Origin of the sequence: Nocardia sp. NPDC058176 (genome assembly GCF_042883805.1) — a bacterium.
Lineage (GTDB): Bacteria > Actinomycetota > Actinomycetes > Mycobacteriales > Mycobacteriaceae > Nocardia.
This window is the reverse complement of the sequence record NZ_JBHVVA010000007.1, coordinates 199753-219131: the sequence shown is the minus strand read 5'-3', so window position 1 is coordinate 219131 and position 19379 is coordinate 199753. Positions and strand designations below refer to the sequence as shown.

Below are 19379 nucleotides of genomic sequence, written 5' to 3'. Positions count from 1 at the left end.
ATGGTCTGGCGTGGTGTAACTACCTGGTCGGAATTCGAGACGAAGCGAAGGTGCGAAATTGATCCGTCGGCACACCCGGCGTCGTGGCTCCCGAGCCGCGGCGATGATCGCGGCAGTGGCAGTGGCGACCGGATTGATGTCCGGTATCGGTGTCGCACCCGCCTCCGCTGACCCGATCATCGATTCCGGCAGCTTGCTCGCCAATCCCGTGGCCCCGGACGGTTCCCGGATCGTCAAGGCCGAGGTGAAGGACTCGCGCAGCCTGCGGCTGCACGTGTACTCCGCGGCCATGGACCAGAACATCATCGTCGACGTGCAGCGCCCGGCCGACGCCTCGGTCCCGCGCCCCACCCTGTACCTGCTCAACGGTGCGGGCGGCGGCGAGGATTCGGCGTCCTGGGTCGCCAAGACCGACGCGCTCGAATTCCTCGGCGACAAGAACGTCAACGTCATCCAGCCGATCGGCGGCGCCTGGAGCTACTACACCGACTGGCTGCACGACGACCCGGTCGTCGGCCGCAACAAGTGGAAGACCTTCTTCACCGAGGAGCTGCCCCCGCTGGTCGACGGTGCGCTGGGCACCAACGGCGTGAACGCCATCGCCGGCCTGTCCACCTCGGGCACCACCGTGCTCGCGCTGCCCATCGCCAAGCCGGGTCTGTACAAGGCCGCGGCGGCCTACTCCGGCTGCGCGCAGACCTCCGATCCGATCGGCTCGGAGTTCGTCAAGGTCACGGTCGAGACCTGGGGCGGCGGCGACACCATGAACATGTGGGGCCCGCAGGGCTCGGAGGAGTGGGTCAAGAACGACCCCTACGTCAACGCCGAGGGGCTGCGCGGTCTGGATCTCTACATCTCCAGCGGCAACGGCCTGCCCGGCCCGTACGACACCCTCGACGGTGAGTACGCGCTGCCCGGCGCCTACGGTCTGGCCAACCAGATCGTCATCGGCGGCATCATCGAGGCGGGCACGAACTACTGCACGCACAACCTGGCCAACCGGCTCCAGGAGCTCGGCATCCCGGCCACCTTCAACTTCCGTCCCAACGGCACCCACTCGTGGGGCTACTGGAAGGACGAGCTGAAGCTGTCGTGGCCGACCCTGGCTCGCGGTCTCGGCCTGTAGTTCCCCCGCTCGACGAGACCGCCCCGGTTGCGATCCACTCGCCGCCGGGGCGGTTTTCCTTTGTCGACCTGCCTCTCGACGTTTGCGAATTGTGGTTAACTTAGGTTGACTGGTCCGGCGCCGTCACCCGGCGGCGCCCGAGCAGTCCAGAGCCCTGGTTCGCGGAACGGAAAGTGAGTGCATGGTCGCCGATCGCAGTGATGCCGAACGCGCCTGCGAGCCGACCACCGCACCGGCGCGGGTCGTGCGCCGCAGGCCCAAGGACCGCAAGCTGCAGATCATGCGGGCCGCCGCGCGGGCGTTCAGCGCCCGCGGCTACTACCCGGTCGGCGTGGACGAGATCGCCGCCGAGGTCGGCATCTCCGGTCCGGCGCTCTACCGCCACTTCGCCAACAAATACGCCCTGCTCGTCGCCGCCGCCGAGGAGGGCGCGCGCGGCCTGCGTGATGTCGCCCGCGCCGCCGACGACCCGGCGCTGCCCCCGGCGGACCGGCTCGACGCGCTGATCACCGCGGTCGCCGAGCAGAACATCGACTTCCGCCGCGAGGCCGGGCTGTACCGCTGGGAACGCCGCTACCTCGAACGCGAGGACCGCGTGCGCATCCGCGCGTTCTACCGCGAACTGGAGGCCATGGTCGCCGCCCCCATCGCCGAGCTGCGGCCCGAGGCGAGCCCCGACGACGTCACCCTGCTCGCCGTCGGCGCGCTCAGCGCGCTGGCCAGCATCGCCGCGCACCGCACCACCCTCTCGCACACCAGAATGCTCGCCCTGCAGCGGTCGATGGCCTGGGCGATCGTGCGCGCCGAACTGCCGCCGACACCCGCCGAGGCCGAGCCGAGCAGGCAGAACCGCGGCCTGCCGGTCACCTCCAAACGCGAACAACTGCTCACCGAGGCGATCCGCATCTTCGGTCGCAACGGCTACCACGAATCCGGCATCGAGGAGATCGGCGCCGCGGTCGGCATCAACGCCTCCAGCGTCTACCGGCACTTCGACAGCAAGGCCGACCTGCTCGCCGCGGCCTTCCACCGCACCGGCGACCGGCTGGCCGTGGCCATCGGCGAGGCACTGGCCGAGGCCGACCACCCCGCCGACGCCGCCCGCCGCATCGCCGACCGCTACGCCCGGCTCACCTTCGCGACCCCGGAGATCATGCCGGTCTACTACGCGGAGTTCAGCAATCTGCCGCAGGCCGAACAGCACCGGCTGCGCGCGATCCAGCGCCAGAACATCCTCGAATGGGCCAATCTGCTCGACGGCGATCCGATCGAGGCCCGCTTCCGCGTGCACGCCGCGATCGGCCAGATCATCGACGTCGGCAGGCTGCTGCGCTTCGACTCCCGGCCCGAACAGCTGGACCGGCTGGCGGCGCTGACCGGCGCCGTCCTGCTCGGCACCGGTTCGCCGGAGGGCTGAGCACTCAGCCGCGGCCGTGGCGCAGCCGGAAGAACGCCTTCGCCGTGTGCACGTGACGCGGGTGCCGGTCGAAGGTCGACAGCCGCACCGGCGCGCGATAGCGCCTGCGGGCGATCGACATGGTCCGGCTGTACTCGTAGAGGCCCTGCTGACCGTGGCTGTGGCCCTGGCCGTACTCGCCGATCCCGCCGAACGGCAGCGCGGGGATACCGGTGAAGGCGGTCGAGGAATTCACCGTCACCACCCCGACCCGCAGCTGTTCGGCGATGAACTCCGCGCTGGCGATGTCGCGGGTGAACACGGTGACCGCGATGCCGTTGCCCGCCGCGTTCACCCTGGCCACCGCGTCGGCCAGATCGGCGACCCGGTTCACCACCAGGACCGGGCCGATGCCCTCGCCGGTGATGGCGATGCTCTCCTCCGGCACCTCGGCCAGCACGATCGGCTCCACATAGGGGTCGCGGAACGAATCGAGACCGCCGAGCACCGCGTGCCCGCCGCGCGCGATCGCGTCGCGTACCTGACGGCGCACCACGTCGACCTGGGCGCCGTTGATCATCGGACCGTAGGCGGCGCGATTGTCGGCGCCCGGACGCAGCTTGGCCGCCCGCTCGGCCACCCTGGCCAGGAAGTCGTCGAACACCGAATCGGCGACATAACAGCGCTGGATCCCCGAGGAGTTCTGGCCCGCGTTGGCCATCGCCCCGTAGACCGCGGCCTCGGCCGCCGCGTCGAGGACGGCGTCGACGTGCACGATCATGCTGCCCTTGCCACTGTTCTCCACCACGACCGGCGTGAGCGTCTGCGCGCACAGCGCGATCACCTCGCGCCCGCCCGCCTCCGGACCGGCGTAGGCGATCTTGTCGACCTCGGCCCTTGCCAGCGCGTTCGAGGTGCGCGAGTCACCGGTGACCGCCTGCAACACCGGCTGATCCGGTGCCACCGCGGCCCAGCTGGCCGCCAGCCAGGTGCCGACCCCGGTGGTGAGTTCGTGCGGGGTGAACACCACCGCGTTCCCGGCCGCCATCGCGTAGGCGATCGAGCCCATCGGGGTGAACACGGGGTTGTTCCACGCGCCGAGCACGCCGATCACGCCGAGCGGCAGATAGCCGAGTGAGGCGTGCTGATTGCGGGTGAACCAGCCGCTGGCCAGCCGTTTGCGGCCGAGAGTGCGCTCGGCGTTGCGGGCGGCCCAGTCCAGATTCTCCACCGCCAGCATCACCTCGAGGATGGCGTCGGCCTCCGGCTTGCCGGTCTCCGAGCGCAGCACCTCCACCAATTCGCCGGTGTTGCGGGCGATCTGGCGCCGCCACTCCAGCAGCAGGCGCTTGCGATCGCCGAATCCCAGCTCGCCCCACCAGTTCTGGGTCGCGCGGGCGGTGCGCACGGCGCGGGTGACCTCGGCCGGTCCGTGAATCGGATAGTGCGCGAGCTGTTCGCCGGTGCGCGGGTCGAACGACGTCAGCGCGTCGGATCGGCCGGTGGGCGCGGCGGCGCCCGTCGGTGCAGACTCGGACATCCGTCACCTCTCACAAGATCGAACACACCCGCGAACGGGCCGGTGAGACGAGTGTTTCCCCGATCGTCAGCGTATGGGCGCCCGGGCGAGCCGACAAGGTCATCGCACTGCCCTTGCACTGCCCACGTGAGCAAGACCACAGGGCCGGGCAAACCGCCCCGCTCCGCGCAGAGCGGACCGGGAAAACCGGATGACCGGTAACATCGCGCCGAACGGTATGGATCACTTACCGGGAAGACAATTCCGGGCGCGCTCGTCTCACAGCACCGCACCCGGCCGATGGTGGAGAGTTGATGCCGAGTTCGATCTCAGTGGATTCGCCCGTGGGTGGCGTCGCGTCGCGCGACGAGCCCGCAGTGCTGGTGTCCGATGTGCACAAGTCATTCGGCGATGTGCAGGCGTTGCAGGGCATCAGTTTCCGGGCCGAACGGGCCAGTGTGCTCGGCATCCTCGGCCCCAACGGCGCGGGCAAGACCACCACGGTCAAGATCCTCTCGACGCTGCTGCGTCCGGATTCCGGCACCGCGATCGTGGCCGGGCACGACGTCGTCACCGATGGCGCCGGGGTGCGCCGCGCGATCATGATGACCGGCCAGTACGCCGCGCTCGACGAGAACCTCACCGGCCGGGAGAACCTCGAACTGTTCGGCCGCCTGATGGGCCTGACCAAGTCGGCCGCCCGCAAGCGCGCCGAGGTCCTGCTCGAGGAGTTCGACCTGGTCAGCGCGGGCAAGCGCGCGGTGCGCAACTACTCCGGCGGCATGCGCCGTCGCGTCGACATCGCCTGCGGGCTGGTCGTGCGGCCCGAGGTGGTCTTCCTCGACGAGCCCACCACCGGTCTGGACCCGCGCAGCCGCCAGGGCGTCTGGGATCTGGTGACCGCGCTCAAGAACCAGGGCATCACCGTGCTGCTGACCACGCAGTACCTCGAAGAGGCCGACGTGCTCAGCGACAACATCATCGTCATCGACAAGGGCACTGTCATCGCCGAGGGCACCGCCGACCAGCTCAAGGCCAAGACCGGCGGCAGCTACTGCGAGATCGTCCCGCTGGACCCGAGCCGGTTGCGGGCGACCGTGCAGGCGCTCGGCGATCTGGTCCCCGCGGCGGTGGCCGCCGACCTCGACGGCGCCGACAAGCTGTCCATCCCGGCCCCCGACGGCGCGGCCACCCTCGCCGAGGCGCTGCGCAGGCTCGACAACGCGGGCATCGACCTGGCCGACATCGCCCTGCGGCGCCCTTCGCTCGACGACGTGTTCCTGTCCATCACCGGCCATTCGGGCGGGCACTAGTGAGTGTGTCCTCTCCCGCGGCGACGACCCTGTTCGCCGAGCTTCCCGTCGTGCATCCGAGCAGTTTCGCGCAGTGGCGGGCGCTGACCGGGCGCATCGTGCGGACGATGGCGACGAAGGGTGAGCTCTACGTCGCGGTGCTCACCCCGCTGGTCGTCACCGCCGCCTTCTATCTGCCGCTGCGCTACGTGATGAAGTTCCAGGGCATCGACTACGCGCAGTACGTGATGCCGATCATCGTCCTGCAGACGATGGCGATGACGATGATGTCGAACGCGCAGCTCGCCGCGTTCGAAGCGCTCACCGGCTTGAGCGCGCGGCTGCAGACCATGCCGATCGGTTCGCTGGTGCCCCTGCTCTCGCGGGTGTCCGCGGGCATCGTGCGGTCGGTGGTCTCGCTGATCGCCACGGTCGGCTACGGGTACCTGATCGGTTTCCGGTTCACCGGTGGCTGGGAGCAGGCCCTGGTGTTCTGCGGGTTCGCCCTCGCCGTCGGCGTGGTGCTGACGCTGGGCGCCGACGCGCTCGGCAGCCTCACCAAGAATCCCGAGGCGCTCAGCCAGGCCCTCACCCTGCCGATCCTGATCTTCGGCATGCTCTCGACCGGGTTCGTCCCCGAGGGCGCCTTCCCGACCTGGGCGCGCGCCTTCGCGCGCAACCAGCCGATCTCCCAGTTCGCGCAGACCCTCAGCGACATGGCCGCCGGTCACCTGAGCTGGGCCGGTTCCTGGGTGTCGCTGGTGTGGCTCGGTGGGGCCGCGACGTTGTTCCTCCCACTGGCGGTGTGGGCGAGTGTGAGGCGATCATGACAACGACGACCATGGATACCGCGGCGCAGCTGCCGGTGGTGCACACCAAGCCGGAGTCCTCGGTGTCGGTGTGGTTCGCGCACAGCCTGCTGCAGTGCAAACGCCTGCTGATGGTGTGGCTGCGCGACCCGGCGACGACGATCCAGATCATCGCCTACCCCGCGGTGACCCTGCTGATGTTCCGCATCGTGCTCGGCAACTACATCACCGCCTACAGCGGCATGCCCGCCATCTACGGTCAGGCCGCGCTGCTGACGCTGATCGCGGCCATGACCGGCGCGGTCGTGAGCGCGCTCGGCTTCAAACGCGAGAAGGCGACCGGCCTGCTCAGCCGCTTCTACACGATGCCGATCAACAAGGCCTCGCTGCTGACCGGCCGCCTGCTGGCCGAGATGCTGCGCATCCTGATCACCACGGTGATCGTGCTGCTCGTCGCGGTGCCGCTCGGGTTCCTGTTCATGGAGAACCCGCTCACCAACATCGCGCTGATCTGCGTGCCGGTGCTGTTCGGCATCGGCTTCGCGGTGATGGTGACCGCGCTGGCCACCATCACCGAGGGTGTGATGCTGATCAGCCTCATCGGCATCCTCAACACGTTGCTGATGTTCTTCAACACCGGTTTCGTGCCGATCGCCGCGTACCCGACCTGGCTGCAGACCATCGTCGCCAATCAGCCGATGAGCTGCGCGATCGAGGCGATGAAGGGGCTGTCCTACGGCGGTCCGGTCGCCGAGCCGCTGCTCAAGACCGTCGCGTGGACAGTCGGGATGATCGCGGTCTTCGCCTACCCGGCGATCCGCGGATACAAGCGGGCGGCCGAGACCTCGTAGTCCGTCGAGCGCTCGACGCCGTCCCGGTCCTCGTGATCGGGACGGCGTTCGCGTCTCAGCGCGTGCGCGCGTCCGCGGGGGCGAAGGGGTAGTCGACCCAGCGATCGCGGTTGGTCCAGCCGACCAGGTCGTAGCGCCAGCGGAACGGCCAGGTGTGGGCGACAGTGTTGAACAGGACCGCGCCGAGTGCGGTGTAGTCGTCGTGGGCCGAGAGCAGGGCGCGCTGGCCGCGCGCGGATTCGGTGAAGAACGCCTCGAACATGGCGATCGACTGATCGGTGGTCAGGCGGCCGAGTCCCCACAGCCCGCGCATGCGCATCCAGTAGACCGCGCGGGCCTGCCACGGCCACAGCGCCTCGATCGGGTTCTCGCCCCGCTGGATCGCGGTGACTGCGGTGTCGACCAGGGCGAGCGAATCGGCCACGCTGTAGCCGGTGCACGGGTGCATCATCCCGCCGCGCGAACCGAACGGGACCGCCGTCGCGGTGCCCTTCTTCGGTGGCGGCTGGTCGAGCGGGTAGTGGGCGGCTTCGGTCGGCTCCTCGCCGGTCAGCCGGATGCCGTGGGCGGCGAGGCGGTTGAGCGTGCGCTTGCGCAGCTCGTGCTGTGGCATGCCGCCGCGCAGGCCGAGGCTGGTCTCCTCGAAGATCACCGTGCCGTCACCGAGCGGGACCGCGTAGAGGAACGACGGCGGCTCGTCCGGGCCCGCCCCGTTCTCCGGCCGCCAGTCCAGCAGCAGGCCCTCACCGTCGGCGACCATCGGCGCCGCGGTCTCGGCGTCGACGAAGATCCCGTGCGCGGAGGCCGCCCTTCGCTTGCCCAGCGTCGGCAGGCCCCTGGTGTCGAACACCGTGCCCGCCGAGATCACCGTCCCGTCCGCGAGCTCCACCTCGTGCTGCTCGACACGCCGCGCCCGATCCGCGAAGACCGTCGCGTCATCGAGCGCCAGCGCCGCGTGCAACCCCGCCTTGGACAGCACACAGTAGGGCCGCTCGATCCGATGCTCGCTCTTGGTCCATACCGTCGGCGCCGCGATCCGCTGTGCGATCGCACTCTCGGGCAACCACTCGGGCAGCTCGTCCACCCAGCACGAGAACGTCGGCGGAAACAACCGATCCGGCCGCGGATCCACCGCGGCCACCCGCAACCCGGCCACCGCGCCCCGATGCGCCAGCGCCCGCCCGGCCGGCCCCAGCCCGACCACACAGAGATCGAATTCCCGCACAGTGCTCACGTCCGCATTCAAGCCGCTGCCCACGTCGCCGCGCAACCACCGCACCACCGCGGTGGGGCGTGGTCAGATGAGCGCATGACATCTCAGGGGGATTCGACGTCCGGCGCCGCGGCCAAGATCGCCGCGGTTCTCTCGGTCGTGGTGGCCGGTGCGTGCGGAGTTTTCGTTCTCTTGATCGCCGTGCTCGCCATCGCACTCGAGCAAGAGATCGGCACCAGCTCGGGCACGACCATCGCGGTGGCCGTGGGGCTCGAGGTGCCGATCCTGATCTGGCTCGCTGGTGCGGTCCTGATGATGTTCCGCCGCCCGTCGGGCCGGTGGATCGTCGCGGTCTGCGCGGGACTCGGGGTGGCCTTCGCGGCGGCGGCGGGGCTGGCGGCCGGTTCGGATTCCGGACTCTGGGCGGCCGCCGCCGCGCTGGTCTGCGGGCTCGTCTTCTGCCTGACGGTCAGCGGTTCGACCGGACGTTGGATGGCACGGGGGCCGTTCACTCCTCCAGGGCGAGGGCCTGGCGCATGGTGAGGCGGCCCTGGGTCTGCATGAGGGAGCGGCGGTAGATCTTCTCGGCGATGATGACGATGCCGTAGGTGGCGACGGCCATCAGGGCCAGGGCGATGAAGGGTTCCCACCAGGCGGCGGTGCCTTCGGCGAGGCGGCCCGGCATGGCGACGATGGACATGATCGGGACATAGGACGCGATCACGCGGGCGGTGCCGGTGAGGAAGATTCCGGCGAAGAGCACGATCATGATCAGCATCGACAGCGGTGTCGCGGTGGACTGCAGGTCCTCGCTGCGCGTCGCCAGTGAACCGGCGACGGCCCACAGGCTGGCCAGGGCGAGGAAGCCGACGAGGAAGAAGACGATGAACCAGCCCGCGGCACCGGCGATCTGGCCCAGCTGCTCGGTCTTCCCGGTCGCCGCCAAACCCGCCAGCCCGGCGCCGACGAACAGCGCCAACTGCACGAACGCCAGCACCGCGTTGCCCGCGACCTTGCCGATCAGCAACTGCCGCAACGGCATCGCGCTGGCCAGGATCTCCACGATCCGGTTCTGCTTCTCCTCGACCACGCTCTGCGCGATCGACATCCCGAACAGCACCGAGGCCAGATAGAAGAGGAAGGCGAAGACGAACGCCACGATCTTGGCCAGGCCGGGATCGACCGCGCCCCGCTCGAGCACGTCGTAACCCACCGCGGCGCCGCGCCCGAGCTGTTCGAGCGAGACACCGGCGGCATCGGCATTGCGCTGCAAAGCGATCTGCTGCGCGGCCGCGGTGATGTAGGTGGCGGTGTCGGTGTCCTCGGCGGTCTTGCCGATGAGCAGCCAACCGCTGGGCTCGGCGGGCACGAGGCCGACATCGACCACATCGTCGCGCACCTGCTGCTCGACCGCGGCGCGATCGGTGACAGCGTGCCCGGTGAAGCTGGTGTCGGTGTCGGCGGCCAGCGCGTTGGCGGTGTCGAGCACGACCGCGGTGTCGGCACCGGTGATCGCCACGTCGACCACGTCCGGCCTGCTGCTGAGGAACCCGCTGATGGCCAGCGACGCGATGATCGCCACGACGGTGACCACGGTCGAGATGACGAAGTTGCGATCACGCAGCTTCACCACGACCTCCCGGCCCGCGACGATGCGCCACACGCCCCGCGATTCGTTTCCTGGCGTCGCGCTCATGCCGTCACCTCGCGATAGATCTCGGCGACCGTCGGCCGCACCTCGGCGAACTCGCGCACCGATCCGCGCGAGAGTGCTTCCTTCAGAACGTCATCGGTGCCCGCGCCGTCGAATTCGAGCAGCGCGCGTGGACCGTCGAGGTCGAGGACCCGCACGCCGGGATGCTCGTGCAGCCAGCCGGAATCACCGCTGACGACCAGCCGGTACCGCGATCCGTTGCCCGCGCGCAGCTCGTCGACCGAGCCCTGCCCGACCACCTTGCCGCGCGCGAGAATCACCAGCCGATCACACAGCCGCTCCACCAGATCCAGCTGATGCGAGGAGAACAGCACCGGCACACCCTGTTGCGCGTACTCGCGCAGCAACTCCACCATCGAGTCCACGGCGACCGGATCCAGACCGGAGAACGGTTCGTCGAGGATCAGCGCGGTCGGCTGCGCGATCACCGCCGCCGCGATCTGCACCCGCTGCTGATTACCCAGCGACAGCGATTCGAGCTTGTCCTTGCCCCGGTCGCCGAGTTCGAATCGTTCGAGCAGCTCACCCGCGCGGGTGCGGGCGGCACCGGCGGCCAGCCCGCGCAGCCGGGCCAGATACACCAGCTGATCGAGCACCGGCTGCTTCGGATACAGCCCCCGCTCCTCGGGCATGTACCCGAATCCGCGCCGATCCAGCGCGGTCACCGGCCGTCCATCCCATCGGACCTCGCCCCCGTGCACCCCGAGCACACCCATGATCATCCGCATGGTGGTGGTCTTCCCGGCGCCGTTCCCCCCGACGAACCCGGTCAGCAACCCCGCCTCGACATCGAACGACACCCCGTCGACCGCGACGTTGTCTCCGAATCGGCGTACCAGTCCCGCGACTTCCAACATCGAAATTCCCGTCTGTCGTCTCGCCGACAACCGTACCGACCCAACGCCTTCGACCCCGACGTCGAACCGGTACGGCGGGACGTGTCAGCGCGGGGTGACCCAGGTGGTGATGTCGGCGTGGACGACCTCGATCCCGTCCCGGTCGTAGATCGACACGGGCACGATCAGATTCACGCCCTCGGTGATCGCCGCGAAATCGGGGATCTCGTCGAGCTTGGCCACCGCGCGCAGCCCGGTCTCGGCCTTGGCCAGGTACTGCACATTCATCGCCTTGGGGATCCAGCGGTGGGTGGTCGGCACGGTGGCCTCGCTGAGCATGCCCATCGCGACCTCGGCCAGGTTGCAGGCCGCGATCGCGTGGAAGGTGCCCAGATGGTTGTGGATGCCGAACCACTTGGGCGAGGTCACCTCGCAGACGCCGGGCTCGAGCCGCACCACCTGGGGCAGCACCGTGCCGAAGTAGGGGACCCGCGCGACCATGCCGAGCGAGAACAGCGCGTGCCCGATGCGGTTGTCGGGCAGTTTCTTCCAGCCGCGGAAGGTGGCGGTTTCCTGAGTCATAGGCGTATCTTACTCAAAAGTAAGGTAGCGCGGAACCCTCCGCCGACCTGGCCCGGCATCGCGACAGCTACCATGGCTCGGTACAGCCCGTCTCGACGACGCGGTCCAGGTAGACGCCCCGGCAGGGGCGTGATCGATACCTCATGACCCCCGATTTGAAGAGCGTTGTCGGGATGGTGCATACTGTTCGGGTTGCCTTGCACAGGATCGTGCTCTCTCCGCGGAGGAGCTCGGATCGAGCGAGGCGAGCAGTACCTAGTTTGTGTCTCGCCGGTTCTCCGGTGCGGATACGTCCGGGACCACATTCGGGCCGATGGTGAGCAGGTGACCAGGGCTGAAGAATGAGCGAAAAGGCGACACGCCCGACCGCGTGGACCGGAGAACCATGACAGATGAACAGCGGCGAAGACTGGGCAGTGCCCGGTGGCGTTCTGGCGTCTTTCGTGTGTTCGGGCTGTGCAAATGAGGGTGGTGCAGGAGCCAGCTCCTGTGACCACGAAGGAAAGCGGAGAAAAGGACACTTAGCGTGGCGGGACAAAAGATCCGCATCAGGCTCAAGGCCTATGACCACGAGGCGATCGACGCGTCTGCGCGCAAGATCGTGGAGACGGTGACCCGCACTGGCGCCCGCGTGGTCGGGCCTGTGCCGTTGCCCACCGAGAAGAACATCTACTGCGTCATCCGTTCGCCGCACAAGTACAAGGACTCGCGCGAACACTTCGAGATGCGCACGCACAAACGCCTCATCGACATCCTCGACCCGACGCCGAAGACGGTTGACGCGCTCATGCGCATCGACCTGCCGGCCAGCGTCGACGTCAACATTCAGTGACGGGGACTCGAGACACAATGACTGACAACAAGAACCGGCCCGCAGCCGGCATCCTGGGCACCAAGCTCGGCATGACCCAGGTCTTCGACGAGAAGAACCGCGTCGTCCCGGTCACCGTCATCAAGGCGGGCCCGAACGTGGTCACCCAGATCCGCACCGTGGAGCGCGACGGCTACTCGGCCGTTCAGATCGCTTTCGGCGCCATCGACCCGCGCAAGGTGAACAAGCCGACTTCCGGCCAGTTCGCCAAGGCCGGTGTCACTCCGCGCCGCCACGTCACCGAGATCCGCGTCGCGGATGCCTCCACCTTCGAGATCGGCCAGGAGCTCTCCGCCGATGTCTTCGAAGAGGGCACCTACGTCGACGTGACCGGAATCAGCAAGGGCAAGGGCTTCGCCGGCACCATGAAGCGTCACGGCTTCAAGGGCCAGGGCGCCTCGCACGGTGCGCAGGCTGTGCACCGTCGCCCGGGTTCCATCGGTGGCTGCGCCACTCCCGGCCGCGTGTTCAAGGGCATGCGCATGTCGGGCCGTATGGGTAACGACCGCGTCACCACGCAGAACCTCTCGGTTCACAAGGTCGACGCCGAGAACGGCCTGCTCCTGGTCAAGGGCGCGATCCCTGGCCGCAAGGGCAACGTCGTGATCGTCAAGAGCGCCGTGAAGGGTGGTGCGCACGCATGACCAGCCTCGAGAAGAAGGCCAACCTGACGCTGACCGTCAAGGCCGCAGGCGGCAAGACCGAAGGCACCGTCGAGCTCCCCGCGGAGATCTTCGACGTGACCGCCAACGTCTCGCTGATGCACCAGGTCGTCATCGCTCAGCTCGCCGCCGCTCGCCAGGGCACCCACTCCACGAAGACTCGTGGTGAGGTCCGTGGTGGTGGCAAGAAGCCGTACCGCCAGAAGGGCACCGGCCGCGCCCGTCAGGGCTCGACCCGCGCCCCGCAGTTCGCCGGCGGTGGCACCGTCCACGGCCCGCAGCCGCGTGACTACAGCCAGCGGACCCCCAAGAAGATGAAGGCCGCCGCCCTGCGCGGTGCCCTCTCCGACCGGGCCCGCAACGAGCGCATCCACGTGATCACCGAACTGGTCTCGGGTCAGACCCCGTCGACCAAGTCCGCCAAGGACTTCCTGGCCGAGCTCTCGGACCGCAAGAAGTTCCTTGTCGTGGTCGGTCGCGAGGACGTCGCCGCGTGGAAGAGCGTGGCGAACCTGCAGAACGTGCTGCCGATCGCCCCGGATCAGCTCAACACCTACGACGTCCTCAACAGCGACGAACTGGTGTTCAGCGTCGAGGCCCTGAACGCGTTCGTTCACGGTCCCGCCGAGGCGGCCCAGGAGGAGAGCAAGTGAGCACCATCGCCGACCCCCGCGACATCCTGCTCGCACCGGTCATCTCGGAGAAGTCCTACGGACTGATCGAGGAAGGCACCTACACCTTCCTGGTGCACCCGGATTCGAACAAGACGCAGATCAAGATTGCCGTCGAGAAGGTCTTCGGCGTCAAGGTGACCAGCGTCAACACCGCCAACCGTCAGGGCAAGCGCAAGCGGACCCGCTTCGGTTACGGCAAGCGCAAGGACACCAAGCGCGCGCTCGTGACCATCTCGGCCGACAGCAAGCCCATCGAGATCTTCGGAGGACCGGTCGCGTAAGCGGCTGGCGATCCAGAAAGCAGAGAAGAACTCATGGCAATCCGTAAATACAAGCCGACTACGCCGGGCCGTCGTGGCTCCAGCGTCTCGGACTTCGCCGAGATCACCCGGTCGACGCCGGAGAAGTCGCTGCTGCGCCCGCTCACCAAGTCCGGTGGTCGTAACGCGCACGGTCGCATCACCACGCGTCACCGCGGTGGCGGTCACAAGCGTGCCTACCGCGTCATCGACTTCCGTCGACTGGACAAGGACGGCATCCCGGCCAAGGTCGCTCACATCGAGTACGACCCCAACCGCACCGCCAACATCGCACTGCTGCACTTTGCCGACGGCGAGAAGCGCTACATCATCGCGCCGAAGGGCATCAAGCAGGGCAGCCCGATCGAGTCCGGCCCCACGGCCGACATCAAGCCGGGCAACAACCTGCCGCTGCGCAACATCCCGACCGGTACCACGATCCACAACGTGGAACTGCGTCCGGGCGGGGGCGCCAAGATGGCCCGTGCCGCAGGCATGAGCATCCAGCTGCTGGGCAAGGAAGGGCCGTACGCGACCCTGCGCATGCCCTCCGGTGAAATCCGCCGTGTCGACGTGCGCTGCCGCGCCACCGTCGGCGAGGTCGGCAACGCCGAGCAGTCGAACATCAACTGGGGCAAGGCCGGCCGTATGCGCTGGAAGGGCCGTCGTCCCACCGTCCGTGGTGTCGTCATGAACCCGGTCGACCACCCGCACGGTGGTGGTGAGGGTAAGACCTCCGGTGGTCGCCACCCGGTCTCCCCGTGGGGTCAGCCTGAGGGCCGCACCCGCAAGCCCAACCGCCCGAGCGACAAGCTCATCGTCCGCCGCCGCAAGACCGGCAAGAAGCGCTAAGGAGGAGGTAAGAAATGCCACGCAGCCTCAAGAAGGGCCCGTTCGTCGACGACCACCTCCTCGCGAAGGTGGACGTGCAGAACGAGAAGGGCACGAAGCAGGTCATCAAGACCTGGTCGCGTCGCTCGACCATCATCCCCGATTTCATCGGCCACACTTTCGCCGTCCACGACGGTCGCAAGCATGTCCCGGTGTTCATCTCGGACAACATGGTCGGCCACAAGCTCGGTGAGTTCGCGCCGACCAGGACGTTCAAGAGCCACGTCAAGGACGACCGGAAGAGCAAGCGGCGATGACTGAAACCATTCAGAACCCGACTGCCCGCGCTACCGCTAAGCACGTGCGGGTCACCCCGATGAAGGCGCGTCGCGTCGTGGACCTGGTCCGCGGCAAGCGTGTCGAGGACGCGCTGGCGATCCTGCGGTTCGCACCGCAGGCTGCCAGCGAGCCGGTGGCCAAGGTCGTGGCGAGTGCCGCGGCGAACGCCGAGAACAACCTCGGCCTCAACCCGGCCACCCTGGTCATCTCGACTGCTTTTGTCGACGAGGGTGCCACCATGAAGCGTTTCCAGCCGCGGGCCCAGGGCCGTGCGTTCCGGATTCGCAAGCGCACCAGCCACATCACCATCGAGGTCGAGAGCGTGCCCACTGCCGGCGCTGCCACTCGTAGCCGCCGGAAGGGAGGGGCAAAGTAAATGGGACAGAAAATCAATCCCCATGGCTTCCGCCTCGGTATCACCACCGACTGGAAGTCGCGTTGGTACGCGGACAAGCAGTACGCGGAATACGTGAAGGAAGACGTTCAGATCCGCAAGCTCCTCGCCACTGGCATGGAGCGGGCCGGTATCTCGAAGGTCGAGATCGAGCGCACCCGTGATCGCGTCCGTGTGGATATCCACACCGCGCGTCCCGGCATCGTGATCGGTCGTCGTGGCGCGGAAGCCGACCGCATCCGCGCCGAGCTGGAGAAGCTCACCAAGAAGCAGGTTCAGCTGAACATCCTCGAGGTCAAGAACCCCGAGTCGGATGCGCAGCTGGTTGCTCAGGGTGTGGCCGAGCAGCTCTCGAACCGTGTGGCGTTCCGTCGTGCGATGCGTAAGGCCATTCAGTCGGCCATGCGTTCGCCGAACGTCAAGGGCATCCGCGTGCAGTGCTCGGGCCGCCTCGGTGGCGCCGAAATGTCGCGCTCGGAGTTCTACCGTGAGGGTCGCGTCCCGCTGCACACGCTGCGCGCGGACATCGACTACGGCCTCTACGAGGCCAAGACCACCTTCGGTCGCATCGGTGTGAAGGTCTGGATCTACAAGGGTGACATCGTCGGTGGTCGTCGTGAGCTGACCGCCGCCGCTGCTGCTCCGGAGCGCCCGCGCCGCGAGCGTCCGAGCCGCCCGCGTCGTTCCGGTTCCGCCGGTACCACCGCGACCAGCACCGAGGTCGGGCGCGCCGCCACTGCAGTGGCGGAGGCTCCGGCAGAGAGTCAGGAGGGCTGACGCATGCTGATGCCCCGTAGGGTCAAGCACCGCAAGCAGCACCACCCGAGTCGCTCCGGCATGTCCAAGGGCGGCACCGCGGTGGCGTTCGGTGAGTACGGCATCCAGGCTCTCGAGCCCGCCTACGTCACCAACCGTCAGATCGAGTCGGCGCGTATCGCGATGACCCGCCACATCAAGCGTGGCGGCAAGATCTGGATCAACATCTACCCCGACCGCCCGCTCACCAAGAAGCCTGCCGAGACCCGCATGGGTTCCGGTAAGGGTTCGCCGGAGTGGTGGGTCGCGAACGTGAAGCCCGGACGGGTCATGTTCGAGATGTCTTACCCGAACGAGGAGATCGCTCGCGAGGCCCTGCGCCGCGCGATGCACAAGCTCCCGATGAAGTGCAGGATCGTGACCAGGGAGGAGCAGTTCTGATGGCTACCGGAACACCGGCCGCAGAGCTCCGCGAGCTCAACGAAGAAGAGCTCGTGGCCCGCCTGCGTGAGTCGAAGGAAGAGCTGTTCAACCTGCGCTTCCAGATGGCGACGGGTCAGCTCGACAACAACCGTCGTCTGCGCGTCGTCCGTCACGAGATCGCGCGCATCTACACGGTCATGCGTGAGCGCGAGCTCGGCCTGGCCACGGCACCCGCTGGCAAGGGAGATGCGGCATGAGCGAGAACAAGGAAGAGCGCAACAGCCGCAAGGTACGCAGCGGCTACGTCGTCTCGGACAAGATGAGCAAGACGATCGTCGTCGAGCTGGAAGACCGTCACCGGCACAAGCTCTACGGCAAGATCATTCGCACCACCTCCAAGGTGAAGGCGCATGACGAGAACGAGATCGCCGGCATCGGCGACCACGTTCAGCTGATGGAGACCCGCCCGCTGTCGGCCACCAAGCGCTGGCGTCTGGTCGAGGTCCTGGAGAAGGCCAAGTAAGGTCCCTCCTCGATCCATCGAGATCGTTGCCACGAAGGCCCGTTTCCCTCTGGGAAGCGGGCCTTCGTCGTGCTCGACCTCGCCCAGATCGTCGCTGCGTCTGAGCGGTCTCGAGACCTCAGCCGGTGAAGGCGTAGGGGTGGCGGATCTTTCGGGCGAATTCGACGATGTTGGTGACGGTGTTGCCGGAGACGCCGACTTCGGCGCCGATGCTGGGGGCTGACCAGGACTGGTCGGTGAGTTCGAGGATTTCCTCGATCTGGGCGAGGGTGAGGCGCAGGGGGCTGCGGTGGGCGATCTGGCGGGCCAGGGCGCGGACCTCGGTGTCGTCGTAGTCGAAGTCGTCGGCGGGGGTGTCGAAGTCTTCGGGCGGGTCCAGGGCGTCGGCCGGCTCGGGATCGGTTGACGCCGGTGTGCTGGCGTCGAACTCAGCGGGCTCGGGGGGCTGCTGGTCGGTGTGATCTCGATCCATGGGCAGGGGCGCCGGACCGCCGACCGGATTCGGGTCTGTCGGCTGCGGGCGGGTGGCCTTGGGTTCCGCAGGCGGGGTCGGGTGTGGCGCCGCCTCGGTTGTGGTCGGGGACTTCCCCGGATCGATGCGGGGGATCGGGTCCTCGATGGGCTCCGGCTCGGTGGTGAGGGTCAGTTGTTCGGGTTGTTCGGCCGGAGGTGGAGTGGGGGCCGTTGCCTTGGGGGCAGCGGTGTCGCCGTTGCGGTCACGGGCGACGGTGTCGGCGTGCGCCGTCGCCTCGGGAACCGGGTCGGTACCGGTCGCGTCGCCCGCGGTGGACTGCGCGCCCGCGGTGACCGGTATTCGGCGCAGGGGCGGGGTGCCGCCGTTCGTCCGTGTGGTCGAGTACTCGGCGCCATTGCGACGGTGATCGGCCGCGGCCTTGTGGATCAGTTCGAGCGTGCCCGGGGCGATCGACTTCTCCGTAGACGGACGGCGCGCACTGTGCGTGCGGGTGCGGTCCGCGGCGGACACGGGGATCATCTCGGCAGAGTCGGCAGAGTCGGCAGAGTCGGCAGAGTCGGCAGAGTCGGCAGAGTCGGCAGAGTCGGCAGAGTCGGCAGAGTCGGCAGAGTCGGGCGTGAACTCTGGACTTTCCTGCTCGGGCAGGTTCACGGAGACCGCGGCCGCCACTTCGGCGGGCTGAGCGTCGGATCCGCCTGCGACGGGGCGAGTGTCGATCGCCCGTCCCGCATCACCTGTCGGTTCGTCGAAGAGTGGTGATTCGGCGGCGACTCGGTCCGCGCGCGGTGGGACCTGTTCGACTGCAACGCTATTCGCAACCGCACGCTCGATGAGTCGAGTGTCGTCGGTGATTCGTGGCATCGCCGTCGGCGAACCGGGTTCGAGCGCGGCATCGGCCGAGGTCACGCGCTCGGCGGGGGAGTAGTTCACCGTGTCCACGGGCAACTCCACCGAGGCCGCCTCGATCAGCATCGCGTAGCGCGCCGCCACCCAGGCGTGCAACCAGATCACGACGCCGACCATCACCGGGGCGATCGCGTATTCGGCTGCGCGGCCGTAGGATCCGCTGGCGAGATGGGGGCCCGCGTTGAGGGCGACCGTGGTGCCGAGCAGGGCCAGTTCGAACAGGACGACCTTGCCGCGTTGGAGTTCCCGCCCCCAGCGGGCGGCGGTGGTCGCGGTGATCATGATGATGATGATCGGGATGGAGATCATCGCTTCGATGCCGTAGCTGAGCCAGTAGAGCGGGTCGCTCATGTCGCCACTCGGCACAAGGTTGCGCTGGACGTTCACCCCCGCCCACAGCATCCCGAGGACGACGACGCCGATCAGCGCGCGCGAGGACCACTCCGCCCGCCGATACAGCTGGGCCAGGCGAGCATCCGGACTGGAGACGCGCCGCCGCGCGGCCAGGGCCTTGCGATGCCAGCGCGCGTCGGCCTCGTCGGTGCGCCGGATCTGGGTGCCGGTGCGCCGGTCGCGCCGGTCGGCGGCGAGTTCGTCGACGACCGCACGCCGCCGCTGTTTACGCCGTTGCGCGCGAATCCATTCCGCGAGCTCGCGTTCGGCCCGGATCTCGGCGTCGGAGAGCGCGTCGTACAGTGCGGTGTCGTGCTGCAGCGGCAGCTTGCCGCGCGCCGTCGCCACCTGCCGTTCGAGCGCCGTGATCTCGGTGTCCGCCGGGCTGACGGCATTCTCGATCGACCGATCGTCGGACATCTCGCGCCTTCCGGTCACTCGAACATATGGACTATCGAACATATGTGTGATTGCCAGAGAGCGTAAACGCCGTCC

The 19379-nt window shown here is 68.1% G+C and carries 23 protein-coding genes; 17 read left to right on the top strand and 6 right to left on the bottom strand.

Annotated features, from left to right (window positions below; genetic code table 11):
* Window positions 1-103 precede the first annotated feature (103 nt).
* Window positions 104-1126, top strand: a complete 1023-nt coding sequence (locus tag ACFVVM_RS29120; RefSeq protein ID WP_387625057.1) for an alpha/beta hydrolase — start codon at window positions 104-106, stop codon at window positions 1124-1126.
* A 181-nt stretch (window positions 1127-1307) separates the two neighbouring features.
* The gene (locus ACFVVM_RS29115) at window positions 1308-2543 is read left to right on the top strand and encodes a TetR/AcrR family transcriptional regulator (protein ID WP_387624784.1); all 1236 of its coding nucleotides are present in this window, start codon (window positions 1308-1310) and stop codon (window positions 2541-2543) included.
* Between the two features lie 4 nt (window positions 2544-2547).
* On the opposite strand, the gene ACFVVM_RS29110 is transcribed toward ACFVVM_RS29115, so the two are convergent.
* Window positions 2548-4062, bottom strand: coding sequence for an aldehyde dehydrogenase family protein (locus ACFVVM_RS29110; RefSeq protein ID WP_387624782.1), 1515 nt, complete (start codon window positions 4060-4062; stop codon window positions 2548-2550).
* Between the two features lie 293 nt (window positions 4063-4355).
* On the opposite strand from ACFVVM_RS29110, the gene ACFVVM_RS29105 reads away from it, so the two are divergent.
* The 3 genes from ACFVVM_RS29105 to ACFVVM_RS29095 are packed head-to-tail and all read left to right on the top strand — an operon-like array spanning window position 4356 to window position 6993.
* Window positions 4356-5354, top strand: a complete 999-nt coding sequence (locus ACFVVM_RS29105; RefSeq protein WP_387624779.1) for an ATP-binding cassette domain-containing protein — start codon at window positions 4356-4358, stop codon at window positions 5352-5354.
* 5 nt (window positions 5355-5359) lie between these two features.
* On the top strand, window positions 5360-6163 hold the full coding sequence (locus tag ACFVVM_RS29100) for an ABC transporter permease (protein WP_387624776.1): 804 nt from the start codon (window positions 5360-5362) through the stop codon (window positions 6161-6163).
* Complete coding sequence (locus ACFVVM_RS29095; RefSeq protein WP_387624773.1) at window positions 6160-6993, top strand: ABC transporter permease; 834 nt, start codon at window positions 6160-6162, stop codon at window positions 6991-6993. Before ACFVVM_RS29100 ends, ACFVVM_RS29095 begins: the two co-directional genes overlap by 4 nt.
* 55 nt (window positions 6994-7048) lie before the next feature.
* Here the strand turns inward: ACFVVM_RS29095 and ACFVVM_RS29090 are convergent, their stop codons facing one another.
* Complete coding sequence (locus ACFVVM_RS29090) at window positions 7049-8227, bottom strand: lycopene cyclase family protein (RefSeq protein ID WP_387624770.1); 1179 nt, start codon at window positions 8225-8227, stop codon at window positions 7049-7051.
* Between the two features lie 75 nt (window positions 8228-8302).
* On the opposite strand from ACFVVM_RS29090, the gene ACFVVM_RS29085 reads away from it, so the two are divergent.
* Entirely contained in the window at window positions 8303-8749 is a 447-nt protein-coding gene (locus ACFVVM_RS29085; RefSeq protein ID WP_387624767.1) for a hypothetical protein, read from the top strand.
* On the opposite strand, the gene ACFVVM_RS29080 is transcribed toward ACFVVM_RS29085, so the two are convergent.
* The 3 genes from ACFVVM_RS29080 to ACFVVM_RS29070 form a co-directional block, all read right to left on the bottom strand.
* Entirely contained in the window at window positions 8715-9902 is a 1188-nt protein-coding gene (locus ACFVVM_RS29080; protein WP_387624764.1) for an ABC transporter permease, read from the bottom strand. The two genes, ACFVVM_RS29085 and ACFVVM_RS29080, sit on opposite strands and share 35 nt — an antisense overlap.
* Complete coding sequence (locus ACFVVM_RS29075) at window positions 9899-10777, bottom strand: ABC transporter ATP-binding protein (protein ID WP_387624761.1); 879 nt, start codon at window positions 10775-10777, stop codon at window positions 9899-9901. Before ACFVVM_RS29075 ends, ACFVVM_RS29080 begins: the two co-directional genes overlap by 4 nt.
* A gap of 84 nt (window positions 10778-10861) precedes the next feature.
* Complete coding sequence (locus ACFVVM_RS29070) at window positions 10862-11338, bottom strand: hotdog fold domain-containing protein (RefSeq protein ID WP_071926406.1); 477 nt, start codon at window positions 11336-11338, stop codon at window positions 10862-10864.
* Window positions 11339-11864: 526 nt separating this feature from the next.
* Here ACFVVM_RS29070 and rpsJ point away from each other — a divergent pair.
* Genes rpsJ through rpsQ form a run of 11 tightly spaced genes read left to right on the top strand, consistent with a single transcriptional unit; the run spans window position 11865 to window position 17110 of the window.
* Window positions 11865-12170, top strand: coding sequence for a 30S ribosomal protein S10 (gene rpsJ, locus ACFVVM_RS29065; protein ID WP_040804197.1), 306 nt, complete (start codon window positions 11865-11867; stop codon window positions 12168-12170).
* Between the two features lie 17 nt (window positions 12171-12187).
* Window positions 12188-12853 (top strand): 50S ribosomal protein L3, encoded by a 666-nt coding sequence (gene rplC / locus ACFVVM_RS29060; RefSeq protein ID WP_071926407.1) that lies wholly within the window; start codon window positions 12188-12190, stop codon window positions 12851-12853.
* A complete protein-coding gene (gene rplD, locus ACFVVM_RS29055) occupies window positions 12850-13524 on the top strand; it encodes a 50S ribosomal protein L4 (protein ID WP_387624757.1) in 675 nt (224 codons plus the stop codon). The genes rplC and rplD overlap by 4 nt, the downstream gene beginning before the upstream one ends.
* Window positions 13521-13826 carry a 50S ribosomal protein L23 gene (gene rplW, locus ACFVVM_RS29050; RefSeq protein ID WP_019045018.1) on the top strand — a complete coding sequence of 102 codons (306 nt, stop codon included), beginning with the start codon at window positions 13521-13523 and terminating at the stop codon, window positions 13824-13826. The genes rplD and rplW overlap by 4 nt, the downstream gene beginning before the upstream one ends.
* 33 nt (window positions 13827-13859) lie before the next feature.
* The gene (gene rplB / locus ACFVVM_RS29045) at window positions 13860-14696 is read left to right on the top strand and encodes a 50S ribosomal protein L2 (RefSeq protein WP_067491152.1); all 837 of its coding nucleotides are present in this window, start codon (window positions 13860-13862) and stop codon (window positions 14694-14696) included.
* A gap of 14 nt (window positions 14697-14710) precedes the next feature.
* Window positions 14711-14992 (top strand): 30S ribosomal protein S19, encoded by a 282-nt coding sequence (rpsS, locus tag ACFVVM_RS29040; protein WP_056818481.1) that lies wholly within the window; start codon window positions 14711-14713, stop codon window positions 14990-14992.
* On the top strand, window positions 14989-15390 hold the full coding sequence (gene rplV / locus ACFVVM_RS29035) for a 50S ribosomal protein L22 (protein ID WP_387624752.1): 402 nt from the start codon (window positions 14989-14991) through the stop codon (window positions 15388-15390). The genes rpsS and rplV overlap by 4 nt, the downstream gene beginning before the upstream one ends.
* Window positions 15391-16185, top strand: a complete 795-nt coding sequence (gene rpsC, locus ACFVVM_RS29030; RefSeq protein ID WP_302871706.1) for a 30S ribosomal protein S3 — start codon at window positions 15391-15393, stop codon at window positions 16183-16185. It begins immediately after the preceding gene.
* Window positions 16186-16188: 3 nt separating this feature from the next.
* Window positions 16189-16605 carry a 50S ribosomal protein L16 gene (gene rplP / locus ACFVVM_RS29025; protein ID WP_019045023.1) on the top strand — a complete coding sequence of 139 codons (417 nt, stop codon included), beginning with the start codon at window positions 16189-16191 and terminating at the stop codon, window positions 16603-16605.
* A complete protein-coding gene (gene rpmC, locus ACFVVM_RS29020; RefSeq protein WP_071926410.1) occupies window positions 16605-16844 on the top strand; it encodes a 50S ribosomal protein L29 in 240 nt (79 codons plus the stop codon). The genes rplP and rpmC overlap by 1 nt, the downstream gene beginning before the upstream one ends.
* Window positions 16841-17110, top strand: coding sequence for a 30S ribosomal protein S17 (rpsQ, locus tag ACFVVM_RS29015; protein WP_387624747.1), 270 nt, complete (start codon window positions 16841-16843; stop codon window positions 17108-17110). Before rpmC ends, rpsQ begins: the two co-directional genes overlap by 4 nt.
* A gap of 118 nt (window positions 17111-17228) precedes the next feature.
* Here rpsQ and ACFVVM_RS29010 read toward each other — a convergent pair whose 3' ends face one another.
* Window positions 17229-19304 carry a hypothetical protein gene (locus tag ACFVVM_RS29010; protein WP_387624744.1) on the bottom strand — a complete coding sequence of 692 codons (2076 nt, stop codon included), beginning with the start codon at window positions 19302-19304 and terminating at the stop codon, window positions 17229-17231.
* Window positions 19305-19379 lie beyond the last annotated feature (75 nt).